The organism is Streptomyces sp. GbtcB6, assembly GCF_019091475.1.
Taxonomy (GTDB): Bacteria; Actinomycetota; Actinomycetes; order Streptomycetales; family Streptomycetaceae; genus Streptomyces; species Streptomyces hyaluromycini.
In genome coordinates this window covers 1-25,003 of sequence record NZ_JAGXJL010000090.1, presented here as the reverse complement: position 1 = coordinate 25,003, position 25,003 = coordinate 1, and the positions used below count along the sequence as shown (strand labels likewise).

Genomic DNA, 25,003 nt, shown 5'->3' with positions numbered 1-25,003 from the left:
TATCCGCGTGAACACCGTCGCGCCCGGGGCGACCGCGACCGACTTCGGCGGCGGCATGATGCACGACGAACAGGTCCGGAACTACCTCACCTCGCAGGTCGCGCTGGGACGCGTGGGCGAACCCGACGACATCGCGGGCGCGGTGACCGCCCTTCTCTCGGATGCGAACCGGTGGGTCACCGCGCAGCGCATCGAGATCTCCGGCGGACAGAGCCTGTGAACGGCAGACCGGCAGGGGCAACGATTCCGATGCGGGATCTGACCGGCAAGACGGCCCTGATCACGGGTTCCGCCCGAGGCATCGGCAGGGCGATCGCCCTGCGCTATGCATGCCTCGGCGCGAACATCGTGGTCAACTACGCCTCCAGCGCGAAGGACGCCGACGCGACGGTCGCAGAGATCGAGCGTCTGGGCGCGGAGGCGATCGCCGTACAGGCCGACATGTCCGTCGTACCTGACATCCAGCGCCTCTTCGCCGAGGCCGCCGACCGTTTCGGGCAGGTCGACATCGCGGTCGCCAACGCGGGTGTCGAGCTCATCGGCATCGATTTCCTCGACATCACCGAGGAGCAGTTCGACCGTCTCTTCGCCGTCAACACCCGGGGCACCTTCTTCACCCTCCAGGCGGCGGCGCGGCACGTCGTGGACGGCGGCCGGATCATCTACGTCGGTTCGAGCACGACGACCGTGCCGGTCCGCGGCGAGGGACTGTACGGGGCGAGCAAGACAGCACCGCGCTATGCCGTACAGGTCCTGGCGCACGAGCTCGCTGACCGCGGGGTCACCGTCAACGCGATCCTTCCCACGGCGATCGAGGGCGCGGGCGTGTTCACCGAGCCGGACCCCGACCACCCGGTCCGGCAGTTCGTCGCCCGGCCCGGGCGCATCGGCCGCCGGATGGGGACCGTCGACGACGTCGCGGACGCCGCCGAGTACCTCGCCTCCGGGCTCGCGGCCTGGATCAGCGGGCAGAGCCTCCTGATCAGCGGGGGTGCACTCCAGTGACCATGCCGAAAACCCTGCGTGGACCGCAGCACACTGAACGGAACATGACCATGGCTACGACCGCGACCGACGACGCGTCTCCGACCGCCGTCGGGCCCAGATGGGCAAGCCTCGCCTCGGCCGCCCCGCACACCGTCGCTTCCTTCTACAGGGCCGTGCTGGGCTGGGCCGTCACCGAGACCAACGGCCGGCTGATCGCATCCGCCGCGGGCACGCCGGTGGCCGACATCGCCGAGATCACTGTGGCCGACGGGATCTCTGGATGGCTCATCCACTTCGACGTCGACGACCTCGGCACCGCGCTGACCGCCGTCTCCAACGCCAACGGCGCGGTCCTGCCCCCGGCCGACGGCGACTCCGCCGAAACCGCGGTCGTGATCGATCCCAACGGAACACGGTTCGCGCTCCGCGCGCCCGCCACACGGCACTCCAAGCGGCCCGCACACGGCACCCTCGCATGGGGCGAACTGATCACCGACGACGTCGACACGTCCGCAGCGTTCTACCGCGAGGCGTTCGGGTGGGGGCTCACGGAGCCGAGCGGTCGCCTCGGCCGCCGCGAGTGGCAGACACACGGCAGATCTTTCTCCGGGCTCCTGCCACGGCCGCCGGCCATGCCTGCCGAGACCCCCGCGTACTGGGACGTGTACTTCGCCGTCGACGACATCGAAGCCGCCGCGACGGCCGCCACCGAACACGGCGGCACCCGGCTCATGCCGCCGATGCCGATCGAGATCGGCACGATCACGGTCTTCCTCGACCCCGCGGGCGCCGTCTTCACACTCGTCCAGCTCACCACCGAGGAGGCCGCCGCATGACCACCAGCCCCCACGACAGGCGAGACAAGACCGGCAAGGTCGGGCTCGTCACCGGCGCCGGATCCGGCCTCGGCGAAGCGGCCGCGAGGCGACTCGCCGCGGACGGCGCGCGTATCGTCGTCGCCGACCGTGACGCGGGGGCCGCCGAACGCGTCGCCGCGGAACTCCGCGCCGCCGGACACCTCGCATCCGCGTTCGCCGCGGACGTCCGCTCGTTCGACGACACCGAGCGTCTCGTCGCTTTCACCGTCACGACCTACGGCGCCCTCGACCTCGCCTTCAACAACGCCGGCATCACGCCCGATCTGGTCGAGGTCCACGACATCGCTCTGAACGACTGGAACGACGTCATCACCATCAACCTGACCGGCGTCTTCCACAGCATGAAGGCCGAGATCGCCCACATGCTCGAAGCCGGCGGTGGGACCATCCTCAACATGGCCTCCACCGCCGGGGTGATGGCCCACGCCGGGCGGGCCGCGTACTCGGCCTCCAAGCACGGCATCGTCGGGCTCACCCGCTCTGCCGCGGTCGAATACGCGCAGCGAGGCATCCGCATCAACGCCGTCGCACCCGGTCCGATCGACGCACCGTCGGCACGAGCACTCCCGCCGGAGGTCCGCGCCTCCATCGCCGCGAAAACCGCGATGGGCCGCGTGGGCCAGGTCGACGAGGTCGCAGGCGTGGTGAGCTTCCTGCTCTCGGACGAAGCCGCCTTCGTCACCGGCTCCGTCTACGAGGTCAACGGCGGCCAGACCCAACTCTGAACACCGCGCAGGCGAAGCACTCCTCAACAAGCTCAGCACCTACGTGCGGCCCAAAGCCCAGCGCCCCGCTCACCATCAAACGCAGGGAGTTGGTCACCCGGCTTCTGGCCGGGCGGTGCGAGCCATGCGGACGCGTCGACGAGGTGGAAGTCCATCACGTCGCCCAACTCGCCGACCTCGGACGATCCGGGAACCGGCCGCCGTGGGCGGATCTCATGGCCGCGCGACACCGCAAAACCCTCGTGGCCTGCGGAAGTTGTCACCCGGACATCCACGGCACAAGACCTGTGCCAGCACTCACGGAATAGTCACTGGAGAGCGACGTGCGGCGAAAGCCGCATGCGTCGTTCGGGGCTGGGGGCCATGGGAAAAGGGCCTGCTCAGCAGGCACCTCGCCGACGGCCCACCAGATCCCTCCTCCAGAACCTCTCGACGGCCGTGGAGAAGACCTGCCGCGGACATCGCGACTGCCTGCGGCAGCCCGCTGCCGGTGGTGGCGCGCTGGTGTCACTGTCTGTGATGCGTCACAGGGGCGGTCGGCTCGGCCGGCGCTGGCGAACAGGGAAGCCGGGCGGGTTCGTTGCACCGGGCGCGAGGTGGGGAGTGTCATTCGATTCTCCCCGGATTCTCCCCAGCGTTGAAAAGTACTCAAAAGGCCAGGTCGGAGGCTTGGTTACGGCAGGGCGAGGAGATCTTCTTGAAGTTGTCTACCTAACGGCGCTGACCTGCGGTGATGGCGTATGAGCTGTCTCTGACCTGCGTCGACGTGTCTTTCACGGTCTTTCGGGCTCATGCCGTGTTGTGCAGTCGATTCTCCCCACGCGCTCCCCAGGGCTGCGCATACTCCCCAGATTCTCCCCGGAGGCGGCCCCAGTCCAGTGAACGGGTTGCGGGATACCTGTGCTGCCCGGATGGCCGGCAGGGTCACACGGAGTAGTGGTTCACCCCGCTGAGCGGGGATAGCCGTTCGAGTTGATGACGTAGTCGGCTGCGCCGTCGCTGTTGTGGTGGATGGCCATGATGCGCCAGAGCCACACTCGTTTCGGCTGCGTAGGCGGGGATCATCGGCGGGGAGCCCGCCCGATCGTGCGTACGGGCGGCCGTCGTGTGGAGTGTGAGCTTGAGTTCTGGATGCGGCCTTTCGAAGCGCGGGCAGGGAGCGGCGGTCGACGGTCAATGATGCGGGGGCACCCTGGAACGAGAGCGGGTCGTCCCATTTCTCGGCGCGCTGGACGATGCCGGGGCGCCCGTCGGCGGCGCATCCAGGAACAGTTCAGTTCCGTCAAGTCAGCAGTTCTTTCGCGCGGTGGGCGAAGAGGTGGGCTTCGCGTTCGGTGGACAGTGCCACGGCTCGTTCGGCGGTGGCCCGGACGGTGGCGGCGGGTTCACCGCGGGCCTGTAGCACCCGCGCCCGTATCAGGAGCAGCAGGCCCTCGGCGTAGCGCTGGCCGTGTGTGTCCAGGGCCGAGTCCGCCCGGTCGAGGGCTGCGGCGGCTTCGTCCAACTTGCCGGCCATCAGCCACATTTCGCCGAGGAGGCCGTACCAGGTGGCGAGGCCGGAGCGTGGTGGGTCGGCCAGCGCCACGGTGATCAGCCGTTGTGCCTCCGCCGCGGCGCCGGCCGGGTCCTCGCCGGCCACGGCGTGCGCCCAGCACAGAGCCAGCCGCTGGTAGCTGCCGAGGAAGACGAACGAGAACTCGGGGTCCAGGGCGCTCCCTCGCTCGGCCGTGCGCAGCGCCTGCGCGGCGTCGCCGGCCAGTGCTGCGGCCGTGCAGGCGAATGCGGCCCAGACGGTGATCACGTAGGGGTCGTCGTCAGCGGTGGTCTCGATCGTGTCGAACAGTGCCTGTGCTGTGGGGAGGTCGCCGTGCAGCGCGGTCATCAGTGCGAGCATGGCAGGCCCGAGCAGCCGCAGGTCGCGCCGGAGCGGGTCCTCCCGGCCCTGCGTCAGGGCGTCGAGCATGGTCGCGCTGGTCTGGCTCAGGTACCGGTACGCCTCGACGATGTGGCCGACGTCCCAGTGGTGGATGCCCCACGCGTACTGGCCGTACGTGCGGACGACCGGGTCGGCGGATGCCTCGCCCTGTTCCAGCAGCCGCCGTGCCAGTCGTCCGGCGCGGTCGAGTTGGATGCCCTGGGAGTGGGCGGCCCAGCGGGAGAAGAGGAAGTCGGCGGCCTCCCGTTCCCGGCCCAGGCCACGTGCCAGGTACTCGGCCCGTTCCAGCAGTTCGAGCGCCGAGCCGACGTTCCCCGCCCGCATCCCGTCCACCGCGGTGAAGAGCGAGAGGGCGGACAGTTCCAGCTCCGCCAGGCCCGCTGCGCGCGCCACCTGCGCGGCGGACTGCAGCTGTCGTGCGGCGGCATCGAGTGCTGACTTTCCCGCCGCGCAGCGGCCCGCGCGTATCAGTGCGGTGGCGGTGCGGGCCGGGTCCGCGAGGGGGCCGGCGGCCCACAGGTGATGGGCGAGGCGCTCGTCGTCCGTGGTCGTGTTGTGCTCCAGTGCGTCCGCGACGAGCAGGTGCAGCTGGATCGCCCGACGCGGCGGTGTGGCATCGGCGACGGACTCGCGGACCAGGTCGTGTGCGAAGCGGAACGAATGCGGATCTCCGGGGGAGGGCTCGAGGAGGCCGAGTTCCTGTAGGGGTTCAAGGCGGTCGAGGCAGGTCGGCATGTCGAGTCCGGCGGCGCGCGCGAGCAGCGCGAGGTCGGCGTCCCGGCCGATCAGCGCGGCGATCTGCAACAGGTGTCTGGTGTCGGTGTCCAGTCCGGCCATCCGGTCGCGAACGACGTCCCGGACGGTGGCGGGCACTCCGGTGCGTGCGGTGGCGGCCTCGGTGAGGACGCTGCGGCCGGCGAGGAGGCGGGACAGTTCCCGGACGAAGAAGGGGTTGCCTGCGGTGCGGGCGTGGATGTTGCGGGTGGCGCCGGGGCCGGGGTCCTGGCCGGTCTCCTGGCGGACGAGTTCGGCCACTTCGGCCGGGTCGAGCGGGTCGAGCCGGATCCGGCGGTGGCGGGGCAGCCGACTCGCCGCGGCGAGCAGCCGTTCCAACTCCGTGCCGGGTGTGGGCGCACGGTCGCGGAGCGCCCCGATCACGGCCGTGCCGCGCGGCAGGTGAGCCGTCAGGTGGCTGAACAGATCGAGTGAGGCGGCGTCGGCCCACTGGAGGTCGTCGACGACGAGCACCACCGGCCGGCCCACCGACACCCGGCCTACGAGCGCGACAGACTGCTCGACCAGGCGGAACTGGGTGCCGCCGTCCGGCAGCACCGGCGTTGTGGGGACACGCCCCTGCGGGCCCAGGAGGCGGCCGAGTTCGCCGACGTGCCACTCCTCGCGCGTTGTGGCAGGCAGACTGCCGAGGATCGCGCCGACGGCCTGCACCCAGGGCCACATCGAGGGCGTGCCGTCTCCCTCCAGACAGCGGCCCCAGACGACGAGTGCGCCGCTCCGGCGGGCTTCGGCGTCGGCCTCCTCAAGCAGGCGGGTCTTGCCCACCCCGGGTTCTCCCTCGACCAGGACGAACCCGGTGCCTGCGGCCAGCGCGGGCTCCACGGCCTGCCGCAGCACCGCGAGCTCCTGGTCCCGGCCCACCAGGCGGCCGCCGGGCGGGGTTTCGCCGGCAGCGGCCGGCGGCCGTTCGTACGGCGTTTCCTCGGCCGGTGCCGGTGTCTGTTCCAGTACGCGCTGTTGTGCGGTCACCAGCGCCGGGCCAGGATCGATGCCCAACTCCTCGGCCAGCTGGGCGCGAACGGTCCGGAACACCGCCAGCGCTTCTGCCTGTCGGCCGGCGGCGGCCAGGGCGATGACGAGACTCGCCTGCCCCGTTTCGTGCAGCGGCGTCATCCGGGCGGCGCGATACAGCGAGAGGAGTACGCGCTCGTGAGCGCCCGCGTCCGGGGAACTGCTCGGCACGAAGCCTGTCAGGTGCGTTCTTCTTGAAGGGCAACCGAGCCGAGGCAACACGGGTCTTCCCGTCCCAGCCATGGCGGTGGAGGGGCCGATTCTGATGGGCTCACAGTCCGAGGAGTTGGAGGCCCACGCCACCGTGCTCCTGCACGCAGAGGAGAGTATCAAGGCGTTCTTCGAGTCTCTCGGTCACGCGGACCCGGGCTTCACCCTGCAGACGTACAAGCATCAAGTGCCGTCCAAATGCGCCGCGGCCGTGAAGTCTGCTGGGAAGGGCCTCTGCCAGCCAGTGATGTTTGCTCAGCTGGTTTCTGGCTGAACCACAAGTCGTTCCGTCGAGTACTGCACACAGCCGCGCTCGCGGAACCAGTGAAGGACGAGTACGGCCTGGCGGAAGGAGCTGAGCGCATGGTTGGGCCGTCCTGCCAGAGGCTTCACGTCTGTATGGGCATGGTCCCGATCCGTGCAGGATCGAATGGCTCAAGCCTTCTCGGCGCGGATCGAATAGGTGAGGGGGATCCGCGGAGGTCGCCGCCTGCTCCGAGGCCATTCACGTTCGGGACTCCAAGGACGCTATGCGCTTGGGGCTCACGGTCGATGGTGCCGCGTGGGCCGCGTTCGTGAACTTCGCGGCTCAGTAGTTAGTGAGGTTTGCCCCCTGACAAGTGGTCAGGGGGCAAACGCTACACGGCCGTCACATCAAATCAGCCGCCCGAAGCGAAACGCGGAGGTTAATGGCGCCGGGGTGGCTCATCCCGGCGCCGGCTGTTTTCTCGTACGCTTTTAAATCCATTCGCAGCCCATCGGCGCGCGCCTGGAACTTCGGTGTTCGCCGCCTCGCCGCCCGGCAAGCCGTCCGGCTCCCTGGCACTCGGGTGTACTGCGGTGCGGAGACCACGTGGTCTCCGTGCGAGCCAGGGCGGTTCAGCGTGAGCGATTCTCGCGGAACGGACGCCTACATCTCTGCCGCCCTCAGACGCTGGGCCGCCGTGTCGCCGCGTCGGCCGACCGGTACGACACCTGTCGCGGCGCCGAGGCCGTATGCGGGCATGTCGACGTACACCGATTCGTAGGAGCCTGCCGGGACGATGAACGTCTCGTGCCAGATACCCACATGACCCTTCCCGGCACGTGCTCGTCGGTTGAACGCTGCCCAAGCGGGCCGGTGCTCCTTGTCCTGCTGGTGGGCGTAGGCGAGGAGCTGTTCCTTGTCGGACCAGTACTGGACGACGTAGAAGTCTCGGAAGCTGCCGTAGAGCACCTTGTAGCCGAGGAGCCCGCTGCTCCTTTCCTGTGCCAGCTCGCGCAGCATTCGCGGCATCGACATGAATGCCGGCAACCAGCTGGAGAATGCTCGCAGCCGGTTGATCCGTAGCCCGATGTGGAAGACGACGACGTCGCCTTCGGCGGCGGCGGTGTTCCGACCCGGAACCACTTTCTCGGACATGATCCTCCTCTGGCCCTCGTTGCGATGGTTCAGGTCACGGCCGGACGAGCGATCGGGATTTCGAACGAACCGCCCAGAAGTGGATCACCAGCCCGATACCCCAGCTCAGAATCGACCACAAGGGCCAGAAGAAGTGGTCGGGTGTGAAAATCGCCCACAGCGCCACCTGGGCCACATGGGCGATGATGTACCAGAAAAGGTGGACCCGCAGGCCCCACCTCATGGCCCTTTCGCTCTTATGCATTTTCTCTCCCACGGATCATCGGGTCGATTCACTTGCGGTGATCGGCGGTGCTATCGCGGGAGCACCTGTTCCTGCACGGCTGTCTCGATGAGGGCCACCGTCGCACCCGGCCGGGAGACGAACACCATGTGTGAAGCACCCTCGACCACCTGGGTCTTCGCGCCGGAACGCTGGGCCATGAACTCCTGCGTCGCCGGTGGGATGATCCTGTCGGCGCCGCTGATGAGGTTGTAGTTCGGGATCGTGTGCCAGGCTTGCGGACCGGTGGCGGGCTCGCCGAGGGCGGCGCCGGTGGCCGGGCGTTGCGTGATCGAATAGAGGGCGGCTTCCTCCGCCGACACGTCGGCCGCGAAATGGGGATGAAAGACCTTCGGGTCGATGTACAGGTCTACTTGTCCGTCGGGCAGTGGCACAGGCTTCAAGGACTCGCCCACAGTGCTGCCCGGGAACCGCTCGACCAGTGCTTGCGCGCTTTCGCCCGTCTCCGGCACGAACGCCGCCAGGTAGACCAGTGCCTTCACGTTCGCGTTTCCCGCGGCGGCAGCGGAGATGACCGCACCGCCGTACGAGTGCCCGACCAGCACGATCGGTCCCTTGATGCTGTCCAGCAGTGCCTTGACGTTGGCCGCGTCAAAGGTGAGCCCTCGAAGTGGATTCGGCGCGGCGACCACCGGATGACCGTCCGCGACAAGCCGCTTGGCGACGGCGTTGAAGCCGCTGCTGTCGGCAAAGGCTCCGTGCACGAGCACGATCGTCGGATTCCCGCTCACCATGGACCAACCTCTCCTTCGGATGACGGCCGACAAGGACCGGAGCGGGTGTCGGGTTCTCCCGCACCGTCCGGCTGACGACCACTTCTTCGAACCGCGCTTGCGGGACACGTCCGCCGGCGCGACATCGACCGCCGGAAGTGTCCGGACACGTCGGTCGACGAACCGGACGCGCGACCGCGGCGACCGTGGTGGGTGTGCGGATGAATTCAGCGAAGAACGACACGGCTGCGCACCCTCGGGCTCGGCGCAAAGCTAGGACGTCGCAGTGGACGGGAATTGAATAAGTCCGGGACCTGGTTCCGGATGGCCTCCACTGATCATTCAGTCGACGTCAAGCCGGTTCGGCCAATCTGAGCCTGCAGGGGACGGATGACTGGGGGTTGCAGATGGTGTCGGACGCGGAAGCCGACGTGGTGGTGATCGGGTCGGGTATGGGCGGTCTCGCGGCGGCGCGCACGATCGCGCAGTTCGGCGGGAAGAGTGTTCTCGTCCTCGAACAGCACTACACGCTCGGCGGGATGACGCACGAGTTCTCCCGCGCCGGGCGATACCGGTTCGGCACCGGGCTGCATTACATGAGCGCAAACGCCGGCCCGTTCCTCGGGTTCATGACGGATGGACGGGCGCAGCTTTCGCCGCTGCCGGACGAGTACGACGCACTGCACTTCCCGGGGTTCGATTTCGCCGTCCCCGCCACGAAGGAGGGGTTCCGCACGCGTCTGAAGGAACGGTTCCCCGCCGAGGCCGACGCCATAGACGGCTTCTTCCGCATCACTCGCTGGGCCATGGCCGGGCTGGCCGCGCGCAATGTCTTCGCATCGTTCCCCGCCGGGCTGCGCAAAGCGGGTGCGCCCGTCGTCGAGCGGCTGTTCCCGTCGACGTTCCGATCGTTGCGGGACCAGGTTGCCCGCAGTTTCCGCGATCCGCGTCTGCGGGCCGTTCTGGCCGCGCGGTGGGGGCTGTACGGCACTCCGCCGGCGTCGAGCGCGTTCGGCTATCACGCGGCGGTCCCGCTGACCTTCTTCATGGAAGGCACCGCACATCCCGTGGGCGGCCCGCAGGAGCTCAACCGGGTCGTTCTGGAGATCCTGCAGCGGTATGACGTGGTGCTGCGCTCCCGGCAGAGGGTTCACGAGGTCGTCGTCGAGAGTGGCAAGGTGGCCGGTGTCGACGTCGAGGACACCGCCACCGGCCGCCGCTACCGTGTGCGGACGGACACAGTTGTCTCGGCGGCCGGAGTGCGCAACACGTACGCCCTGATCGGGAAAAGCCACGAACTGGCGGAGCTGCCCGAGGAACGGTCGGCGGTCATGCTGTTTCTCGGGCTGAACCGGTCGCCGGCCGAGTTCGGGCTGCGCGGCGAGAACCACTGGTTCATGCCGGGTCTCGACGAGCACGACAGCATTCGTCGCCCTCCGGGGGAAGGCACGCTGTACGTGTCGTTCGCCTCGCTCAACAACCCGGCCGCCCGGTTCCACACGGTGGAGCTGCTGGAACTCGTCGATCCGAAGGTGGTCGACGAGTGGCGCGGGACGCCCGAGAACGAGCGGCCGGACAGCTACCGGAAGTTCAAGGACGAGCTGACCGGACGGCTGATCGCCCGCCTGGAGGAACGCTGGCCCGGCTTCCGGGAGACGATCGCGTTCGCCGAACTGGCGACGCCGCTGTCGTTCGAGACCTATCAGCACAGCGTGCGGGGATCCTTCTACGGACTCGCGGCGACTCCCCAGCGGTTGCGCTCGGCGCGGGCGGGATGCCGTACCCCGGTCAAGGGCCTCTTCGTGGCCGGGCAGGACGCCTGGGGGTCCGGCGTGGTGGGGGCGCTGGCGGGCGGGCTGATGGCGGCGAACGCTGTCCTGAAACCACGGCAGCTCGGGACGATGTGGAGGTCCATCCGTTCCGGCGGGACGACCCGGGATTCGGCCACGCCCTGGGAGGGCTATCTGCGTGTGGCCGGCATCGAGGTGCTGACCCCGACGGTCCGAAGGATCCGCTTCGAACCCCTGGACGGGGACACGATGCCGTTCTCGTTCGCCGCCGGGCAGTACGTGAAGGTCGACCTGCCCGTCGCCATCGAGCCGATCGAACGGTCGTACTCGATCTGCAGCAGTCCCGGGGAGAGCGGCTTCATCGAGATCGCTGTGAAGCACGAGCCGGACGGGCTGGGCTCGGGTTTCCTGCATGAGGAACTGGAGCTCGGGCTGGCGTTGCGGGTGAGCGGCCCGCACGGCGAGTTCACCTGGGAGCCGGGCTCCGAGGAAGGCACGGCGGACACACTCCTGCTCATCGCCGGGGGCGTCGGGATCACCCCGCTGATGAGTGTCCTGCTCGCGGCCGCCGACGCCGGTCACACGGGGCGGATCGTCCTGCTGGCGAGCTACCGGACCGAGGACGAGGTGGTGTTCGGGCCGGAGGTCGAAGCGCTGCGGTCCCGGTTGCCGGGGCTGGAGGTGTCGGTCTTCGCGACCGACCGAACAGGGCGGATCGGTCTCGACGAGTTGCTGCCCCATGCCGGCCCGACGACCCGCGTGCACCTGTGCGGGCCGGCGCCCATGATGCAGGCCCTGATCGGCCGCCTGACGGAACTGGGGGTGCCGCGAGAGGCCATCCGCACCGAGGCGTTCGTGTCGGGCCGGAGCAAGGAGACCCGCCGGGAGAAGGCGCACGCCATCGCCGTCGCCGCCGCGGCGGCGGGTGTCACCGAGTTCATGATCGGCACGGTGGGCGGCGCCCCGGCGTTCCCGTGCAGCCCCGGGCAGTCGGTCCTCGACGCCGCCAACGCCGTCGGCGTCGCGTTGCCCCAGTCGTGCGGCGAGGGCGCTTGCGGTACCTGCCGGGTGCGGGTGCTCTCCGGCGCCTACGAGACCGACGACCGGGGGATGTTCTCCGCCGACGAGTTGGCGGCGGGCTGGCGGCTGGCCTGCCAGACACTGCCCACCGAGGACCTGGTGATCGGTCAGTAGGACGGGCCGACCGCGGTTACTGTCCGCGCGTCCCGTCGACAGCACGACGGACAACGGCTTGTGACTCCAGCCTGTCCAGTGGCACTCGGCGCGTTGCCCGGCTGAAGAACCTGCCGCGATCACCTGTCGCCCCTGGTCGTTTGCCTTGCCCTTCTGGCCGGCAATGAGCAGTAGTCGCTTTCCCCGCCGCGTGACTTCGTCACCACGGGCAATGGACGGCAGCGAGGGCGACCCGGGACTGGGAATGGAAAAAGGAATGGCCTCCTCCGACGCGTCCCTGCGTCTGCAGGTTCTCGGTCCGCTACGGGTCTGGCGAGACGGCGTGGAATTGGACGCCGGTCCTCCGCAGCAGGCGTATCTGCTCGCCGTGCTCCTCGCCCGTGCGGGCGAGCCGGTCAGCATCGGCGAGTTGGTCGACCTGATCTGGGCCGAGGACGTCCCGGCCTCGGCGGTCAACATTCTCCAGAAGTATGTCGGCGCGCTGCGGCGGCTGCTGGAGCCGGCGTTGCCCGCGCGTGAACCCGGCTCGTACCTGCAGCGTCGCGGCAGTGCGTACCTGTTCGTGGCTGCTCCCGGGACACTGGACGTCGTAAGGTTCCGTGAGCTGGTCGACGCGGCCGAGGGCGCCATCGCAGAGCAGCGGCCCGTTGCGGCACTCGACGGGTACCTGGAAGCGGTGGGGCTCTGGCAGGGCTCGGCCGGTGACGGGGTCGCCTACGGTTCGACCGGTATGGCGATCTTCGCCGGGCTGGACGGCGAGTTCCACCACGCCTGCGTGGCGGCGGCCGAGTTGGCGATAGGGCTCGGCCGGCCCGAACGGGTGCTCCAGTCCTTGCACATGGCCGCCCGGATGGCGCCGTTGCACGAGAGAGTGCAGGCGAGTCTCATCGCCGCCCTGGCTGCCGCCGGTCAGCCGGCCGAGGCGCTGTCGGTGTTCCGGACCGTCCGCGCCCGGCTGGCTGAGGAGTTGGGCGTCGACCCCGGCCCGGCACTGGTGGCCGCTCACCTGCGTGTGCTGGAACGGGCACCGGCTGAGGAAATGCCCTATGAACGGTTGGCGGCACCCACCACCGGGGCGTCGACTGCCGACTGCCTGGTCGGCCGGGCCGAGGAACTGGCGGTGGTGCGGCATGCGGTGGAATCGGCACTCGCCGGATCGACGGGGCTTGTGCTGGTCGAAGGAGAACCCGGAGTGGGCAAGACCCGCCTGCTTGAGGAGGTCGGCGCCGAGGCGAACCGGCGTGGCGCACTCGTTGTCTGGGGCCATTGCCTGCCGGGGGACGGCACGCCGTCGATGTGGCCGTGGGCGCAGATCATCAACGTGCTCCTGGACGACGTGCCGGCCGCAGCGCGGGGGAACTGGCAGGCGGGCGAACTCGGTCGTCTCGTGACACCGCGCGGCAACGGCCACACGACGTCGGCCCTGCCGGACAGCGGCGTCCAGTTCCGCTTCTTCGAGCAGGCTGTCGCGCTCGTCCGCCAGGTTTCCGCGCGGCGACCTGTGGTGCTCGTCGTCGACGACCTTCAGTGGGCCGATGCCGCCTCGCTGGATCTGCTGGGTCACCTGATGGCTCGGCTGCCGGGCGGCACCGCCGTGATCGGGGCGCTCCGCGACCGTGCGCCCGCGCCGAGCCCGGAACTGGGGCGGATGCTCGCCGCGGCGAGTCGGCTGCCCGGTCACCGCCGGATCCCGCTCGGCCCGCTCGGCCCGGCCGAGGTGGCCGAACTCGTCCGCCGTGAGACGGGACAGGACCCGGGCCCGGGTGCCACCCGCCTCATCCACACCCGCACCGCAGGCAACCCCTTCTTCGTCCGCGAGCTGTCCCGGTTGCTCGCCGACGCCCATGTCCTCACGGAGGCCACCGCGGCCCGGACCGCGGTACCGGCCACTGTCCGGGATGTCGTTCGCGACCGGATGACCGGACTGGGAGCTGACGCCAGAAGCCTGTTGCAGATCGCCGCGCTCATCGGCCGTACCGTCGACCTCGCTCTCCTTGCCCGCACCGCCGGCCTGGACCACCAGACGTGTCTGGACCGCCTGGAGTCGTGCGAAGGGCTCGGCCTGCTCCAACCCTCGCCCGGGGACCCCTACTCGTTCGGCTTTCCGCACGACCTGGTCCGCGAATCGGTGGCCGAGGACATACCGCCACCGCGCGCGGCCCGACTGCACCTGCTGATTGCCGACGCCCTGGAGCACAGGGCCGCGGACACCGAACTGGTGGCCGAGCGCCTCGCCCACCACCTGTGGTCTGCCGGCCCCCTCGCGGATCCGGCCCGAACCGCGACCGCGCTCGTCCGCGCAGGCCGCTGCGCGGCGGCCAAACTGGCTCTTGAGGCAGCCGCGCGCCAGCTTCACTCGGCCGCGCAGGTGGCACGGACAGCGGGCCTGGCGGAGCTGGAGCTGGCTGCCCTGTCACTGTTCACCGCGGTGGACGGCATGCGGGCGGGATACGTGGGTTCAGCGGTCGGCCTGCTGGAGCGGGCTGAACACCTTTCCCGTGTACTCGACCGGGAACGGGAGGCCGCCGACTTCCTCTACTCCCGCTGGGCCGCGTACGCCCAAGGCATGAAACTGGACCGCGCCGGCCGACTGGCCCGCCGGCTGCTGGAGCAGGGAGAGGTGTCCGACGACCCGGTGGTGCGCACCTACGGCTGGTACGCCTGGGGCATCCACCAGTGGGGTCTCGGCAACATCGGCGAGGCGTTCCGGTACCTGAGCCGGACCGACTGGACCGTGCTGGACGACCCGGCCCATCAGGAGGAAGACCCGCTCCGGCGCGATCTGCGGCTGATAGGGGGCGGGATGCTCGCGATGATGACCGCGCTGCACGGTGACACCGGCGCGGCGCTGGCCCTGCTCGACACGATGGAGGCCGCCGCAGGAGACGATCCCTACGTGATCACGGTGTGGGCGACCTACTCCGCACGGGTCGCCGCGTTGATCGGCGACCCCGTGCGGGCACTGCGCGCGGCTGAGCGCGGGATCGCCGTCGACCCGGCGTTCTCGTTCGGTTTCCTCGGCAGCTACCAACGGCTGGCCCGGTGCTGGGCGCGCGCCGTGACCGGCGAGGACCCGGCCGGCGCAGCCGCAGAGGCACAGGATCTGATCGTCGCGTCGCTCTCCGACCCGCCGCGCTCGGGCCAGGCCACCTGGTACGGGCTCCTCGGCGAGATGTGGCTGGCAGCCGGAAAGCTGGACGAGGCCGACGCAGCGCTCGACCGAGCGGACTCGGCCATCGAAACGTACGGCCAGCGCTACGCCGAAAGCCTGCTGCTTCTGCTCCGGGCACGGGTGCTGCAGGTACGCGGCGAGCCGGTCGCCACCCTCCGGGCCGTTGCCGAGCGGGCGCACGCACTGTCCGTCGAGCGCGAGGCCCACCTGTTCGCCCGCCGCGCCGAGGAACTGATGGCCGAGCTTGCGGACAGCGCAGCCCGCTGACATCCGCGGTCAGGCCGTCCACCGCCGGTGGGCGGCCTGACCGCGTGCTCCGGCCGCCGCGGCCGGCCGCCCGGATGCCCGAGCACTACGAAGCGACGATCCGCAACGCCGCAATCGCCGGCAGACACCTTGTCGTCGTCACGGCTGGGCAGTTGACGGTTCCCGACCGGGGACCGGCACGTCGAAGCAGTTCAGCACCATTGCGATGAGGCAGTAGCTGCCGATGAGGAACACGAGCTCGCCGACCCCGTCGTGGCCCAGCAACTGCGTGGCCCGGTCGTATGTGGAGTCCGGCAGTATGCGTCCGGAGGTCAACGCCATCGCGACGTCGTGGGCGACGGCCTGTTCGTCACTCAGCCCGGAGGGCCGTCCGCCCGCCGCCAAGGTCGCGATCTGTGCCGCCGGCAGGCCGACCTCATCTGCCGTCTGCTCGTGTGCGTACAGCAGGTACCGGGCGCCGTAGGCGCCGCCGACGGTGAGGATCGCCACCTCGCGAACGATGGGATCGAGGCGAGCCTCGGCCGCGACCGCCCGCTGCAGGAACAGAGCCGGCACCCCGAACGTGGGGAAGTGCAGCATCGCCGCGAACGGCCCGACGAGCGCGCCGTCGTCGTCGAGGATGACGACGCGGTCCTGCTCCTCGGTGACGAGGCCGGCGATGCCGTCATGCACCTCGCGGAGTTGAGGGTTGAGCTCATCGGGTGGGATGGGTCGAATACGCATAGGACGCTCCTCCTCAGAGTCCGTCGGTGTACTGGCCGTCGATGAGTACGAAGGCGACCCGGCAGTTCGCAGCCGACCGGTTTGCCCATGCGTGGTTGGTGCCGCGCTGAATCACGATGTCTCCGGTGCGGACGATGGTCTCGTCATCGTCGAGGACCAGCGTGAGCTCGCCCTCGATGACGATCCCGTAGTCGATCGTCTGCGTGCGGTGCATCAACGGATGAGGGGCGCCGGCAGCGGACCGTGCGGCGTCGGCACCGCCCATCTCCCCGAACTTCTCGGCCGCCTCGGCCCCCGTCAGGTTCCGGATCCGGTCGTCCTCCGGAGGGAAGTCGATCACCCGGATGCGAGTGCCACGTTCGGGAGGTCCGAGCACCAGACCGTCCTCCGCCGGCTCACCCGACTGCCGGTCGATGACGGCCGGCGTCTGGCGTGTGTTCCACACCTCATAGAAGGTCGGGCCACCAGGTCCGCCGATCTCCACCACGCGAGTCGGCGGTGCGTCCTGCGTGATCACCGCACGGTCGGACGCGTCATGGCCGGTCACGATTCTCCGGAACGGTTGCACTGGGCTCATATGAAGTCCTGCCCCTTTCGGCTTATTTGGGCATTCAAGGTCGTCGCGTCAGTGCGGTAGGCAGCCCGGCAGGCAGTGGCGCCGTCGCACACCGCAAGACTGGCGCCCTCCACTTGACGCGGAGTGAACCGTCTGCGGACGGTGCTCCACCGCCCGTAAAGTCCGTCTCGCTACGCACGCCCGGCGAGAAGGGCGCCGACCGACGTCGCCCTCGCCCGAATGAGGAGTCGACACTCGCCAGGGAGGATCCGACGATGGTGCCGGTGCGCCGAGCGGTACGAGATCTTGGCCAATGCGTCAAGTGCCGGCGCTGAGGTGGCCGACGCCCCGCACCGGCCCCCTCCGCCGATGCTGCACCGCAGGCTGTGGCGTGCCGACGGCCGCCGGAGTGGCCGGCGGCACCTGCGAAGGCGTGATCGAGCCTTGCCGCACCCAGCGGTGGAATTCGGCCAGTCCACGTACACTCGCACGAAGTCGGCACTAGCGGAGACCGGGTCGTGTCCGCCCCGGGATCGAGGAGGGTAGCGGTGCCAGTCCTTGCAGCCCGGTCCGGCGGTGAAGATCAGCCGGCCGGGAGCGGATCGCCGTATCTGCAGGTCCTGGGCCCGCTACGGATCTGGCGCGACGGTGTCGAACTGGGTGCCGGGCCACGGCAACAGGCATACCTCCTGGCTCTGCTGCTGGCCCGCACCGGCAGGCCGACCAGCACGAGCGAGCTGATCGACCTGATCTGGGGCGAGAGCGCCCCCTCCAGTGCCTTGAACGTACTTCAGAAGTACATCGGCGCGTTGCGACGGCTGCTCGAACCCCTACTGCCCGTCCGCGAAGCCGGCTCGTTCCTCCATCGTCGCGGCAATTCCTACCTTTTCGCCGCCGGCCCCGCCACGCTGGACCTCGTCGCCTTCCGAGAACTCGTCGATGCCGCCAGAGCCGCGCTGACGCAGCACGATCGCGAGGCGGCCCTCGATCACTACGTCGGAGCGCTCGGGCTCTGGCACGGCCCGGCGGGCGACGGCATCGCCGACGGGACCATCGCCACGACGGTCTTCGCCGCACTCGACAACGAGTTCTACGACGCGTGCACGGCGGCGGCGGAGCTTGCGGTGTCGATGGGCCGACCGGATCGGGTGCTCGCGGCTCTGCAACTGGCCGCATCGATGGCACCGTTCAACGAACTCGTGCTGGCCGGTCTCATCGGCGTTCTCGGCGCTGCCGGACGCCAGGCGGAGGCGCTGTCGGTGTTTCGTCAGACCCGCGACCGGCCCGCCGAGGAGCTCGGCATCGACCCGGGTCCGGCGCTGGAGGACGCGCAGCGGCGGATTCTCGCCCAGTCCCTGGCGTCGCCGCCTGTGCGGGAGGCGGACGAGGAGGCCGGGCGGACCACGGCGGCCACCTTGATCGGCCGGACCGAGGAACTCGCCACGCTGCGGCGCATCGTGGAGCGCGCACTCGCCGGCGACACCGCGATCGGCATCGTCGAAGGCGAACCGGGCGCAGGCAAGACCCGGCTGCTGGAGGAGGCCGCCGCCTTGGCGGGTCGACTGGGTGCACTCACCGTCTGGGGCTCCTGCCTGGAGGGCGACGGGACACCGGCGATGTGGCCATGGGAGCAGGCACTGAGCCAGGTCGTCCGCAGTCTGCCCGCTCCGGCGAGCGAGCAGTGGCTCACCGGCGGGCTGGGCAGCCTCCTTGCGGCGCGGGACGACGCGGCCCGGGAACTCCCCAACGGCAACGCCCAGTTCCGGCTGTTCGAACAGGTCGTCGCCCTCGTCGGACAAGCCTCGGTGCGGCGGCCGACACTCCTGATACTTGATGACCTCCAATGGGCCGACGCCACCTCCCTGCAGTTGTTGCAGCACCTGGCAGGGCGGCTTCCCCACGGCACCGCGATCATCGGCGCGCTACGCGACCGCGCACCCACACTCAGCCCGGACCTCTCCCGGGTGCTGGCCGCTGCCAGCCGGCGGCCCGGTCACCGGAGGTTCCGGCTCGGCCCGCTCGGTCCGGCCGACGTGGCCGAACTCATCCGCCACGAGGCCGGCCAGGATCCCGGCGACGCCGTCGCCCGCGCCATCCACGCCCGTACCTCCGGCAATCCGTTCTTCGTCCGCGAACTGTCCCGGCTCCTCAGCGGCGTCGGCGCGATCGGCGATGCCGACGGCGACACGTCCGCATCGGCCGGAGTCCCCTCCACCGTCCATGACGTCGTCCGCGATCGGATGGCCGGGCTCGACGACCGCGCCCGCGACCTGCTGCGGGTGGCCGCGCTCATCGGCCGCGACGTCGACCTCAGGCTGCTGTCCCGCGCCACCGGTGTGGACATCGCGGACTGTCTCGATCGCCTGGAACCGCTGCATACGCTCGGGCTGCTCGAACCCGGGCCGCAGGGGCCGTCCTCGCTACGCTTCGCGCACGACCTGGTGCGCGAGTCGGTCTCCGAGACCGCGACGACACAGCAGGTCACCCAGCTGCATCTGCGCGTCGCGGACGCGCTCGAACAGATCCATGCCGACGACGAGGACGTCGCCGAACGCCTCGCCTACCACTTGTGGGCCGCAGGCCCCCTCGCCGAGTCCGATCGCACCGCGGAGGCGCTCATCCGCGCCGGGCGCCGCGCGGCAGCCAAGCTCGCCTTCGAGTCCGCCAATCGGCAGCTGCGCTACGCCATACAGGTCACCCGCGCTTCCGGACTGATGGAACTGGAGTTCTCCGCCCTCACGCTGCTCGCCATCGTCGTCAGACGACAGTCGGGATACGACGCCTCGACCTTCGACCTGCTGGAGCGGGCCGAATACCTGGCCCGCACCCTCGGCCGGGAGGCGGAGGCCGCCGACTTCCTCTTCATCCGTCTGATGGGTGCCTACACCTCCATCGAGAAGGGCCGCGGGCAGTTGGCCCGCCGCATGCACGAGCTCGGTCAGGTGTCCTCCGATCCGGCCGTCCGACGCTACGGCCGGCAGGCCTGGGGCCTGCATCAATGGGACATCGGCAACATCGGCGAGGCGTACCGGTCCTTCACCGAGGAGGATGTCGCCGCTGCCGGCGGCGCCCTCGCCCCGGACGAAGAGACACCGCTCCGGCGGGACGGCAGCATTCCCGGGGAAGGGCCCGGCTGGCGGGCGGTCATGACCGCGCTGCACGGTGATGTCGACGCGGCGCTGGCTTTCGTCGACACCTGGGACACCCCGGGGGACCCGTACGCGGCCTCGGTCTGGGTCTACTACACGACCATGATCGCTTCCATGGCCGGGGACGCCCAAGCCGCACGGCGAGCCGGCGAGCGGTGGGCCGCCGCCGGCCTCGCCCGTCTCCGCGCCCAGATCGACCACTACATCCGGCAGAGCTGGTGCTGGGCACGCGCCCTCACCGGCGAGGATCCGGCCGGCGCCGCGGCCGAGGCCGAGGAACTCCTGGTCGCCCACCTGCTCGATCCGCCGCAATGGGGCATCGCCTACCACTACGCACTGATCGCCGAGATGTGGCTGGCAGCCGGATCGCTCGATCGGGCCGACGCCGCTCTCGACCGAGCCGACCAGGCAATGTGGGACTACGGCCAGCGATACGCCGAAGGGCTGCTCCTGCTGCTGAAGGCCCGCCTGTTGCAGGCCCGCGGTGCACCCCCCACCGCTGTCCGGGCCGCCGCCGAACGGGCCTACACGCAATCCACCGCATGTGAGGCGCACCTGTTCGCGCGACGCGCCGAAAGACTCCTCTCAGGACCTGGAGGCAACGCATGACCGCAGGCCCTGAGGAACAGAGCGGGCTGACGGCCCTGGCCCGTGGGCTCTCGGCGCCGAAGGGCTTCGTCGACGCCAGCCTGGCCGCCCCTGCCCCCGGAACGATTCGCCTGCTGGGTGGCATCCCCGCGCCTGAGGCTTTGCCGGTCGAGGCGATCGGCCAGGCAGCGGCGCAGCTGTGGCAGGCTCCCGACGCCGCGGTCGCGTCCCTGCAGTATGCGCCGGCGCGCGGAAACGCCGCGCTGTGCGACTGGATCGCGAAACGGGAGGGCGTCGACCCGAGCCGGATCGTGGTGACGAACGGTGGCATGCACGGCCTCGCACTGGCGGTGCTGACCGTCGTCGAGCGCGGTGCCACCGTCGCGGTGGACGATCCGGTGTTCCCGGGTTTCCTGTGGGCCCTGGAGGTATCGACGACGCGGATCCTGCCGGTACCGGTCGTGGCCGACGGCTTCGATGTCGAACACCTCGCCCGGCGGCTCGCCACCGGCGCCCGGATCGCCGCGGCCTACACCGTGCCCGACTTCCACAACCCCGCCCAGGTCAGTCTCTCGGCGCCGAAGCGACAGGCACTGATCGAGCTCGCCGAGCGGTACGGCTTCTACGTGATCGTCGACAATCCGTACCGCGAACTGCGCTTCGGCGGCCAGGACCAGGGTGTCGCGGCCTTCAACCAGTCGGATCGGGCGATCCACGTCAACACCTTCACCAAGACCCTCGGCCCCGGCTGGCGCGTGGGCTGGCTGGTGCTGCCGGACCACCTCGTGGACCCGGTGATCCGGCTGCGCAACCGCCTCGACGTACACACATCCTCGGTGACCCAGGCGATAATCGAACGGCTGCTCACCGACGACGCCCAATGGTTCGACCGGATCGTGCGCAGCGCCACCGCGCTGTACCAGGAACGCGCCGACGCGCTGATCGACGCCCTGCAGGAACAACTCCCGGGCGCCCTCGACATCGTGGCCCCCGAAGGCGGGCTGTTCCTCTGGCCGCGGCTCACCGACGACGCCGTGGACCCCGCAGCGCTGTTGCAGCGGGCGGCCGCCCACGGCGTGATCTACCAGCCGGGCGAGTTCTTCGCGGCGGACCCCCGGCGGCGGTCTTCGGCCCGGCACCTGCGGTTGTCCTACAGCGACCGCACTCCGGAAGAACTGCGGGAGGCCGTACGCCGACTGGCCCTGGCCTTCTGAGGACGCAAGCGAGCAACGACAGTCCCCTACGGCGGATTCCCGGAAGGCTGCTCATGACCAAGGTTCGGCTCCCCCTCCGCGCACTCGTCCCGTTCGCCGCCGGTTCGATCGGCATGGGCATCTGGGTGACCGTGCCGGGCATCTTCCTGCTGTACTTCCTGACCGACGTCCTGGCCGTGCCGCCGCAGGTGGCCGGCCTCGCACTGCTGCTGCCCAATGTCGCCAATATCGTGCTGCACCCGTGGGTGGGCCGGATCTCCGATGCCGGCCTGGCCCGCGGCGGCCACCGCCGGCAACTGATGTCGGCCGGCTGCGTCGTGGTGCTCGCCTTCGTGGCCATGTTCGCCGTGCCGTCGGACCTGCACGGGACAACCGCCGCGATATGGGTCTCGGTGGCGCTGGTCGCCGGCAACCTGCTCTACTCGTGCTACCAGGTTTCCTACCTCGCCACACCGGCCGACCTGGGCATCGGCTACCACGAGCGGACCCGCCTCATGGGCTACCGCAATGTCGTGATCACCGTGAGCGTCCTGCTCGCCGGCGTGGCCGCGCCGGTGGTCGCCGGCGACGATCCGGGCGTCGGCGACTACATGAGAATGGCCCTGCTGCTCGGCGCGGTCATGCTTGCGGCGATGCTGGTCGGCATCACCGGCGTCGCCCGCCTCAACCGGGCTGCGCCGGGCACCCCGGCCGAGCCGGGGCACCGGGGCGGGCTGCTGGTGGCGCTGCGCGACCGGCAGTTCCGTGCGCTGACCGCGTCATATCTGACCGTCGCGATCACGATGCACCTGGTACTGGCAGCCATGCCGTACTTCGCCGAGTACGAGCTGGGCCGCTCCGCGCTCACGACCGCGCTCATCGCGGCGTTCATGGCGCCGGCGGTCCTGACCACGCCCCTGTGGGTAGTGGTGGCCCGGCGTCTCGGCAAACAGCGCAGCCTGCTCGCCGCCCAGGCCGCGTTCGTGGCCGGCTCGCTGGTGCTGGCCCTGGGCGCCGCGGCCGGCCTGCCCCTGCTGATCGCAGCCGTGGCGATGCTGGGTGTCGCGTTCGCCGCGATGCAACTGATGCCGCTGTCGATGGTGCCCGACGTCATCGCCGCCGCCGGACCGGCCGGTACCGCCAGTGCGGGCAGTTACACCGGCGTGTGGACCGCCGCCGAGGCCACCGGCGGCGCATTGGGGCCGTACGTGTATTCGGCCTGCCTGGCTGCGGGCGGGTTCGTGGCCAGTACCGCGGGCGAGCACACCACGCAGTCTCCCGGCGCGCTGGCGGCCGTTCGCTATGGCTTCACCTTGGTACCGGCCGTGCTCATGACGATCGCCATCGCGCTGCAACGCCGGTACACCTTGGACAAGCGCGCCCACACTGCGGCGCCGCGTGCCGGCGCCCAGGAAAAGGCAGTGGGGTGACGTTTCCCCACGATTGCGGAGGCGGCGGCGGTTGTAGAAGGTCTCGCAGGGCCCAGAAGCGCGCCGCGCCCGCGTTGTCGAGACATGATCCGACGCGCCCGCAACTCTGCCGTGGCCCAAGCTCACTTGTTCGGTGCCGGAACCGGGCCGACGTATGTTCGCTGCCGCGATCGCCGTGGATCACGCAGCCGGGCTCCAGGGGTTGCCGGCCATGGCGTCGCGGCCGATCAAGTCCGGGGTCGGCTTTGCCATTGCATCCGGCCGGGTCGGCGAACGCCTCTTGCGTCGGGTGACGCCGTGGATGTCAGCTCGCATATCACGCGGGCGACGCGCCTGCGGTTCATGTTGTCCCGGTCGTCCGCCGCTGTTCGCGGACTTCCTTCCGCAGCCGCCTGAGCTCCTCGCGCTCGGCGGTACCAGCCGCGCAGGGACTCGGAGCTGATACCGGGTTCCCGGGCGACGGCGGTGACCGTCTTGCCCGCGGAATCGACGAGCGCGATCGCGTCCCGCTTGAACTCCTCGGGGGAAGCTTCACTCAATTTCGCCGACGAGTATTTCGCCGACGCGTTTCCGGCTTTGTGCGAAGGCAGCTTCGCCCTGCTTGACAACAACGGAACTGATGGTGAAGCGACTCCCGGAGGGCGCCCGGATTTCTGTTCAGTGCTCGTCAAGTAACCGGTTCTACGCTGACCCGCGATCACCACTGAGCACACCGGATACCGAAGGGTATACATCGATGACGACAACTCGCCGGGGACTGTTGGCCGGATCCGCCGCGGTCGTGGTGGGCGCCGCACTCGACGCGCCCGCCGCGCAGGCACACACCGGAAGCGGCAGCGGCAGCGGCCAGAAGCCCACCGTGGTACTCGTGCACGGCGCGTTCGCCGGCGCCTCCCGCTGCAACGGGGTCGCCTCCCGGCTCATCCGCGACGGCCATCCGGTCATCGCACCGCCCAACCCACTGCGCGGCGTTGCCTCCGACTCCGCCTACCTGGCCGGCATCCTCGCGACCCTCAGCGGCCCGCTCGTCCTCGTCGCGCACTCCTACGGCGGGATCGTCGTCACGAACGCCGCGACCGGCAACCCGAACGTGAAGGCGCTGGTCTACGTGGCCGCGTTCGTGCCCGACCAGGGTGAGACGCTGCTGGGGCTGCAGGCGAAGTACCAGGGAAGCAGGCTCGGGGAGGAGGCGCTGGACTTCCGTCCCTACGGTGAGGGCCTCGTCGACGGCTACATCAAGAAGGAGCTCTTCCACGACGTGTTCGCCGGGGACCTGCCGAAGGCGACCGCCGAGCTGATGTGGGCCGGCCAGCGGCCGGCGGACGTGCGCGCCCTCGGGGAGCCGTCCGGCGCCCCGGCCGGGAAGACCTTTCCGTCCTGGTACCTCGTGGGCCGCGACGACCAGGTGCTGCCCCCGGCGGCGCAGCGGTTCATGGCGCGCCGGGCCGGCGCGCACACCTTCGAGGCCGACACCTCGCATGTCGCGATGATCGCGCAGCCCGCGGCAACGGCCGCCCTCGTCAAGCGCGCCGCGCGCTGACACCACCAAGCCGACGAAGCCGACGAAGCCAGGAAGGGACGGCGATGTTCGAGAGGTGGGGGCGGACGATGGTCGGCCGACGGTATTGGGTGATCGGCCTGGCCGTGACCTTCCTGGCGTTCGGCGGCATCTGGGGCACGCGGGTCTTCGGCTCGCTGACCACCGGAGGGTTCGACGATCCGGCCGGCCAGAGCTCGCGCGCGGCCGCACGTGCCGAGGCGACGCTCGGCCGGACCGGCAACGACGCGGTGGTCCTGTACACCAGCCCCAGCACGACAGTCGACGACCCTGGGTTCCGGCGAGCCGTCACACAGACGCTCCACGTGCTTCCCCACGACGTGGTGACCCGGACCGTCACCTACTGGAGCACCGGCAGCCCGGCCCTGGTCAGCCACCACCGGCCCGCCCCCCACCCGCTGGTGGCCCCGGCCGGCGGCGGCGAGGCGCCGCCCGGCGAAGCA

At 70.0% G+C, this 25,003-nt stretch carries 18 protein-coding genes and 3 pseudogenes; 14 read left to right on the top strand and 7 right to left on the bottom strand.

Translation table 11 applies throughout. From position 1 onward, the window contains the following. The 5 genes from KVT45_RS52205 to KVT45_RS58595 all read left to right on the top strand — a co-directional run. Window positions 1–220: SDR family oxidoreductase (locus KVT45_RS52205; RefSeq protein ID WP_217561673.1), on the top strand; the 220-nt coding region annotated here is incomplete at its 5' end. Between the two features lie 29 nt (window positions 221–249). Further along, window positions 250–1,005, top strand: a complete 756-nt coding sequence (locus tag KVT45_RS52200; protein ID WP_217561671.1) for an SDR family oxidoreductase — start codon at window positions 250–252, stop codon at window positions 1,003–1,005. A gap of 50 nt (window positions 1,006–1,055) precedes the next feature. Beyond that, entirely contained in the window at window positions 1,056–1,823 is a 768-nt protein-coding gene (locus KVT45_RS52195) for a VOC family protein (RefSeq protein WP_217561669.1), read from the top strand. Next, window positions 1,820–2,590 (top strand): SDR family NAD(P)-dependent oxidoreductase, encoded by a 771-nt coding sequence (locus tag KVT45_RS52190; protein WP_217561667.1) that lies wholly within the window; start codon window positions 1,820–1,822, stop codon window positions 2,588–2,590. The genes KVT45_RS52195 and KVT45_RS52190 overlap by 4 nt, the downstream gene beginning before the upstream one ends. Window positions 2,591–2,679: 89 nt before the next feature. Then, window positions 2,680–2,898: a hypothetical protein gene (locus KVT45_RS58595; RefSeq protein ID WP_368669295.1), complete on the top strand. Its 219-nt coding sequence runs from the start codon at window positions 2,680–2,682 to the stop codon at window positions 2,896–2,898. A 974-nt stretch (window positions 2,899–3,872) separates the two neighbouring features. Here the strand turns inward: KVT45_RS58595 and KVT45_RS52185 are convergent. Then, entirely contained in the window at window positions 3,873–6,503 is a 2,631-nt protein-coding gene (locus KVT45_RS52185) for an AAA family ATPase (RefSeq protein WP_217561665.1), read from the bottom strand. A 121-nt stretch (window positions 6,504–6,624) separates the two neighbouring features. On the opposite strand from KVT45_RS52185, the pseudogene KVT45_RS52180 reads away from it, so the two are divergent. Together KVT45_RS52180 and KVT45_RS52175 are read left to right on the top strand one after the other, a co-directional pair. Next, window positions 6,625–6,816: pseudogene (locus KVT45_RS52180) on the top strand (hypothetical protein); the annotation flags it as partial. Between the two features lie 217 nt (window positions 6,817–7,033). Further along, a pseudogene (locus KVT45_RS52175) lies at window positions 7,034–7,138 on the top strand (DUF397 domain-containing protein); the annotation flags it as partial. Between the two features lie 314 nt (window positions 7,139–7,452). Here KVT45_RS52175 and KVT45_RS52170 read toward each other — a convergent pair. From KVT45_RS52170 to KVT45_RS52160, 3 genes are all read right to left on the bottom strand, one after another. After that, on the bottom strand, window positions 7,453–7,944 hold the full coding sequence (locus tag KVT45_RS52170; protein ID WP_217561661.1) for a DUF4188 domain-containing protein: 492 nt from the start codon (window positions 7,942–7,944) through the stop codon (window positions 7,453–7,455). 34 nt (window positions 7,945–7,978) lie between these two features. Further along, the gene (locus KVT45_RS52165) at window positions 7,979–8,167 is read right to left on the bottom strand and encodes a 2TM domain-containing protein (protein ID WP_254648631.1); all 189 of its coding nucleotides are present in this window, start codon (window positions 8,165–8,167) and stop codon (window positions 7,979–7,981) included. 71 nt (window positions 8,168–8,238) lie between these two features. After that, window positions 8,239–8,961, bottom strand: coding sequence for an alpha/beta fold hydrolase (locus tag KVT45_RS52160; RefSeq protein WP_217561657.1), 723 nt, complete (start codon window positions 8,959–8,961; stop codon window positions 8,239–8,241). Between the two features lie 386 nt (window positions 8,962–9,347). Here KVT45_RS52160 and KVT45_RS52155 point away from each other — a divergent pair, with 386 nt between their 5' ends. After that, window positions 9,348–11,924 carry an FAD-dependent oxidoreductase gene (locus KVT45_RS52155; RefSeq protein ID WP_217561655.1) on the top strand — a complete coding sequence of 859 codons (2,577 nt, stop codon included), beginning with the start codon at window positions 9,348–9,350 and terminating at the stop codon, window positions 11,922–11,924. Window positions 11,925–12,180: 256 nt separating this feature from the next. Beyond that, complete coding sequence (locus KVT45_RS52150) at window positions 12,181–15,363, top strand: AAA family ATPase (RefSeq protein WP_217561653.1); 3,183 nt, start codon at window positions 12,181–12,183, stop codon at window positions 15,361–15,363. Window positions 15,364–15,501: 138 nt separating this feature from the next. On the opposite strand, the gene KVT45_RS52145 is transcribed toward KVT45_RS52150, so the two are convergent. Together KVT45_RS52145 and KVT45_RS58300 are read right to left on the bottom strand one after the other, a co-directional pair. After that, a complete protein-coding gene (locus KVT45_RS52145; protein ID WP_217561651.1) occupies window positions 15,502–16,086 on the bottom strand; it encodes a carboxymuconolactone decarboxylase family protein in 585 nt (194 codons plus the stop codon). A gap of 13 nt (window positions 16,087–16,099) precedes the next feature. Then, window positions 16,100–16,633: a cupin domain-containing protein gene (locus KVT45_RS58300; RefSeq protein WP_217561649.1), complete on the bottom strand. Its 534-nt coding sequence runs from the start codon at window positions 16,631–16,633 to the stop codon at window positions 16,100–16,102. Window positions 16,634–17,190: 557 nt separating this feature from the next. Between KVT45_RS58300 and KVT45_RS52135 the strand changes: the two genes are divergently transcribed. Genes KVT45_RS52135 through KVT45_RS52125 form a run of 3 tightly spaced genes read left to right on the top strand, consistent with a single transcriptional unit; the run spans window position 17,191 to window position 23,002 of the window. Next, entirely contained in the window at window positions 17,191–20,400 is a 3,210-nt protein-coding gene (locus KVT45_RS52135) for a BTAD domain-containing putative transcriptional regulator (protein WP_308311144.1), read from the top strand. After that, window positions 20,397–21,593 (top strand): PLP-dependent aminotransferase family protein, encoded by a 1,197-nt coding sequence (locus KVT45_RS52130; protein WP_217561647.1) that lies wholly within the window; start codon window positions 20,397–20,399, stop codon window positions 21,591–21,593. Before KVT45_RS52135 ends, KVT45_RS52130 begins: the two co-directional genes overlap by 4 nt. Before the next feature lie 53 nt (window positions 21,594–21,646). Beyond that, window positions 21,647–23,002, top strand: a complete 1,356-nt coding sequence (locus tag KVT45_RS52125; RefSeq protein WP_217561646.1) for an MFS transporter — start codon at window positions 21,647–21,649, stop codon at window positions 23,000–23,002. A gap of 227 nt (window positions 23,003–23,229) precedes the next feature. On the opposite strand, the gene KVT45_RS58590 is transcribed toward KVT45_RS52125, so the two are convergent. Further along, window positions 23,230–23,736 (bottom strand): transposase, encoded by a 507-nt coding sequence (locus KVT45_RS58590; RefSeq protein ID WP_368857573.1) that lies wholly within the window; start codon window positions 23,734–23,736, stop codon window positions 23,230–23,232. A gap of 2 nt (window positions 23,737–23,738) precedes the next feature. Between KVT45_RS58590 and KVT45_RS52115 the strand changes: the two genes are divergently transcribed. Together KVT45_RS52115 and KVT45_RS52110 are read left to right on the top strand one after the other, a co-directional pair. Further along, the gene (locus KVT45_RS52115) at window positions 23,739–24,542 is read left to right on the top strand and encodes an alpha/beta fold hydrolase (RefSeq protein WP_217561642.1); all 804 of its coding nucleotides are present in this window, start codon (window positions 23,739–23,741) and stop codon (window positions 24,540–24,542) included. Between the two features lie 68 nt (window positions 24,543–24,610). Further along, window positions 24,611–25,003, top strand: a pseudogene (locus KVT45_RS52110) (MMPL family transporter); the annotation flags it as partial.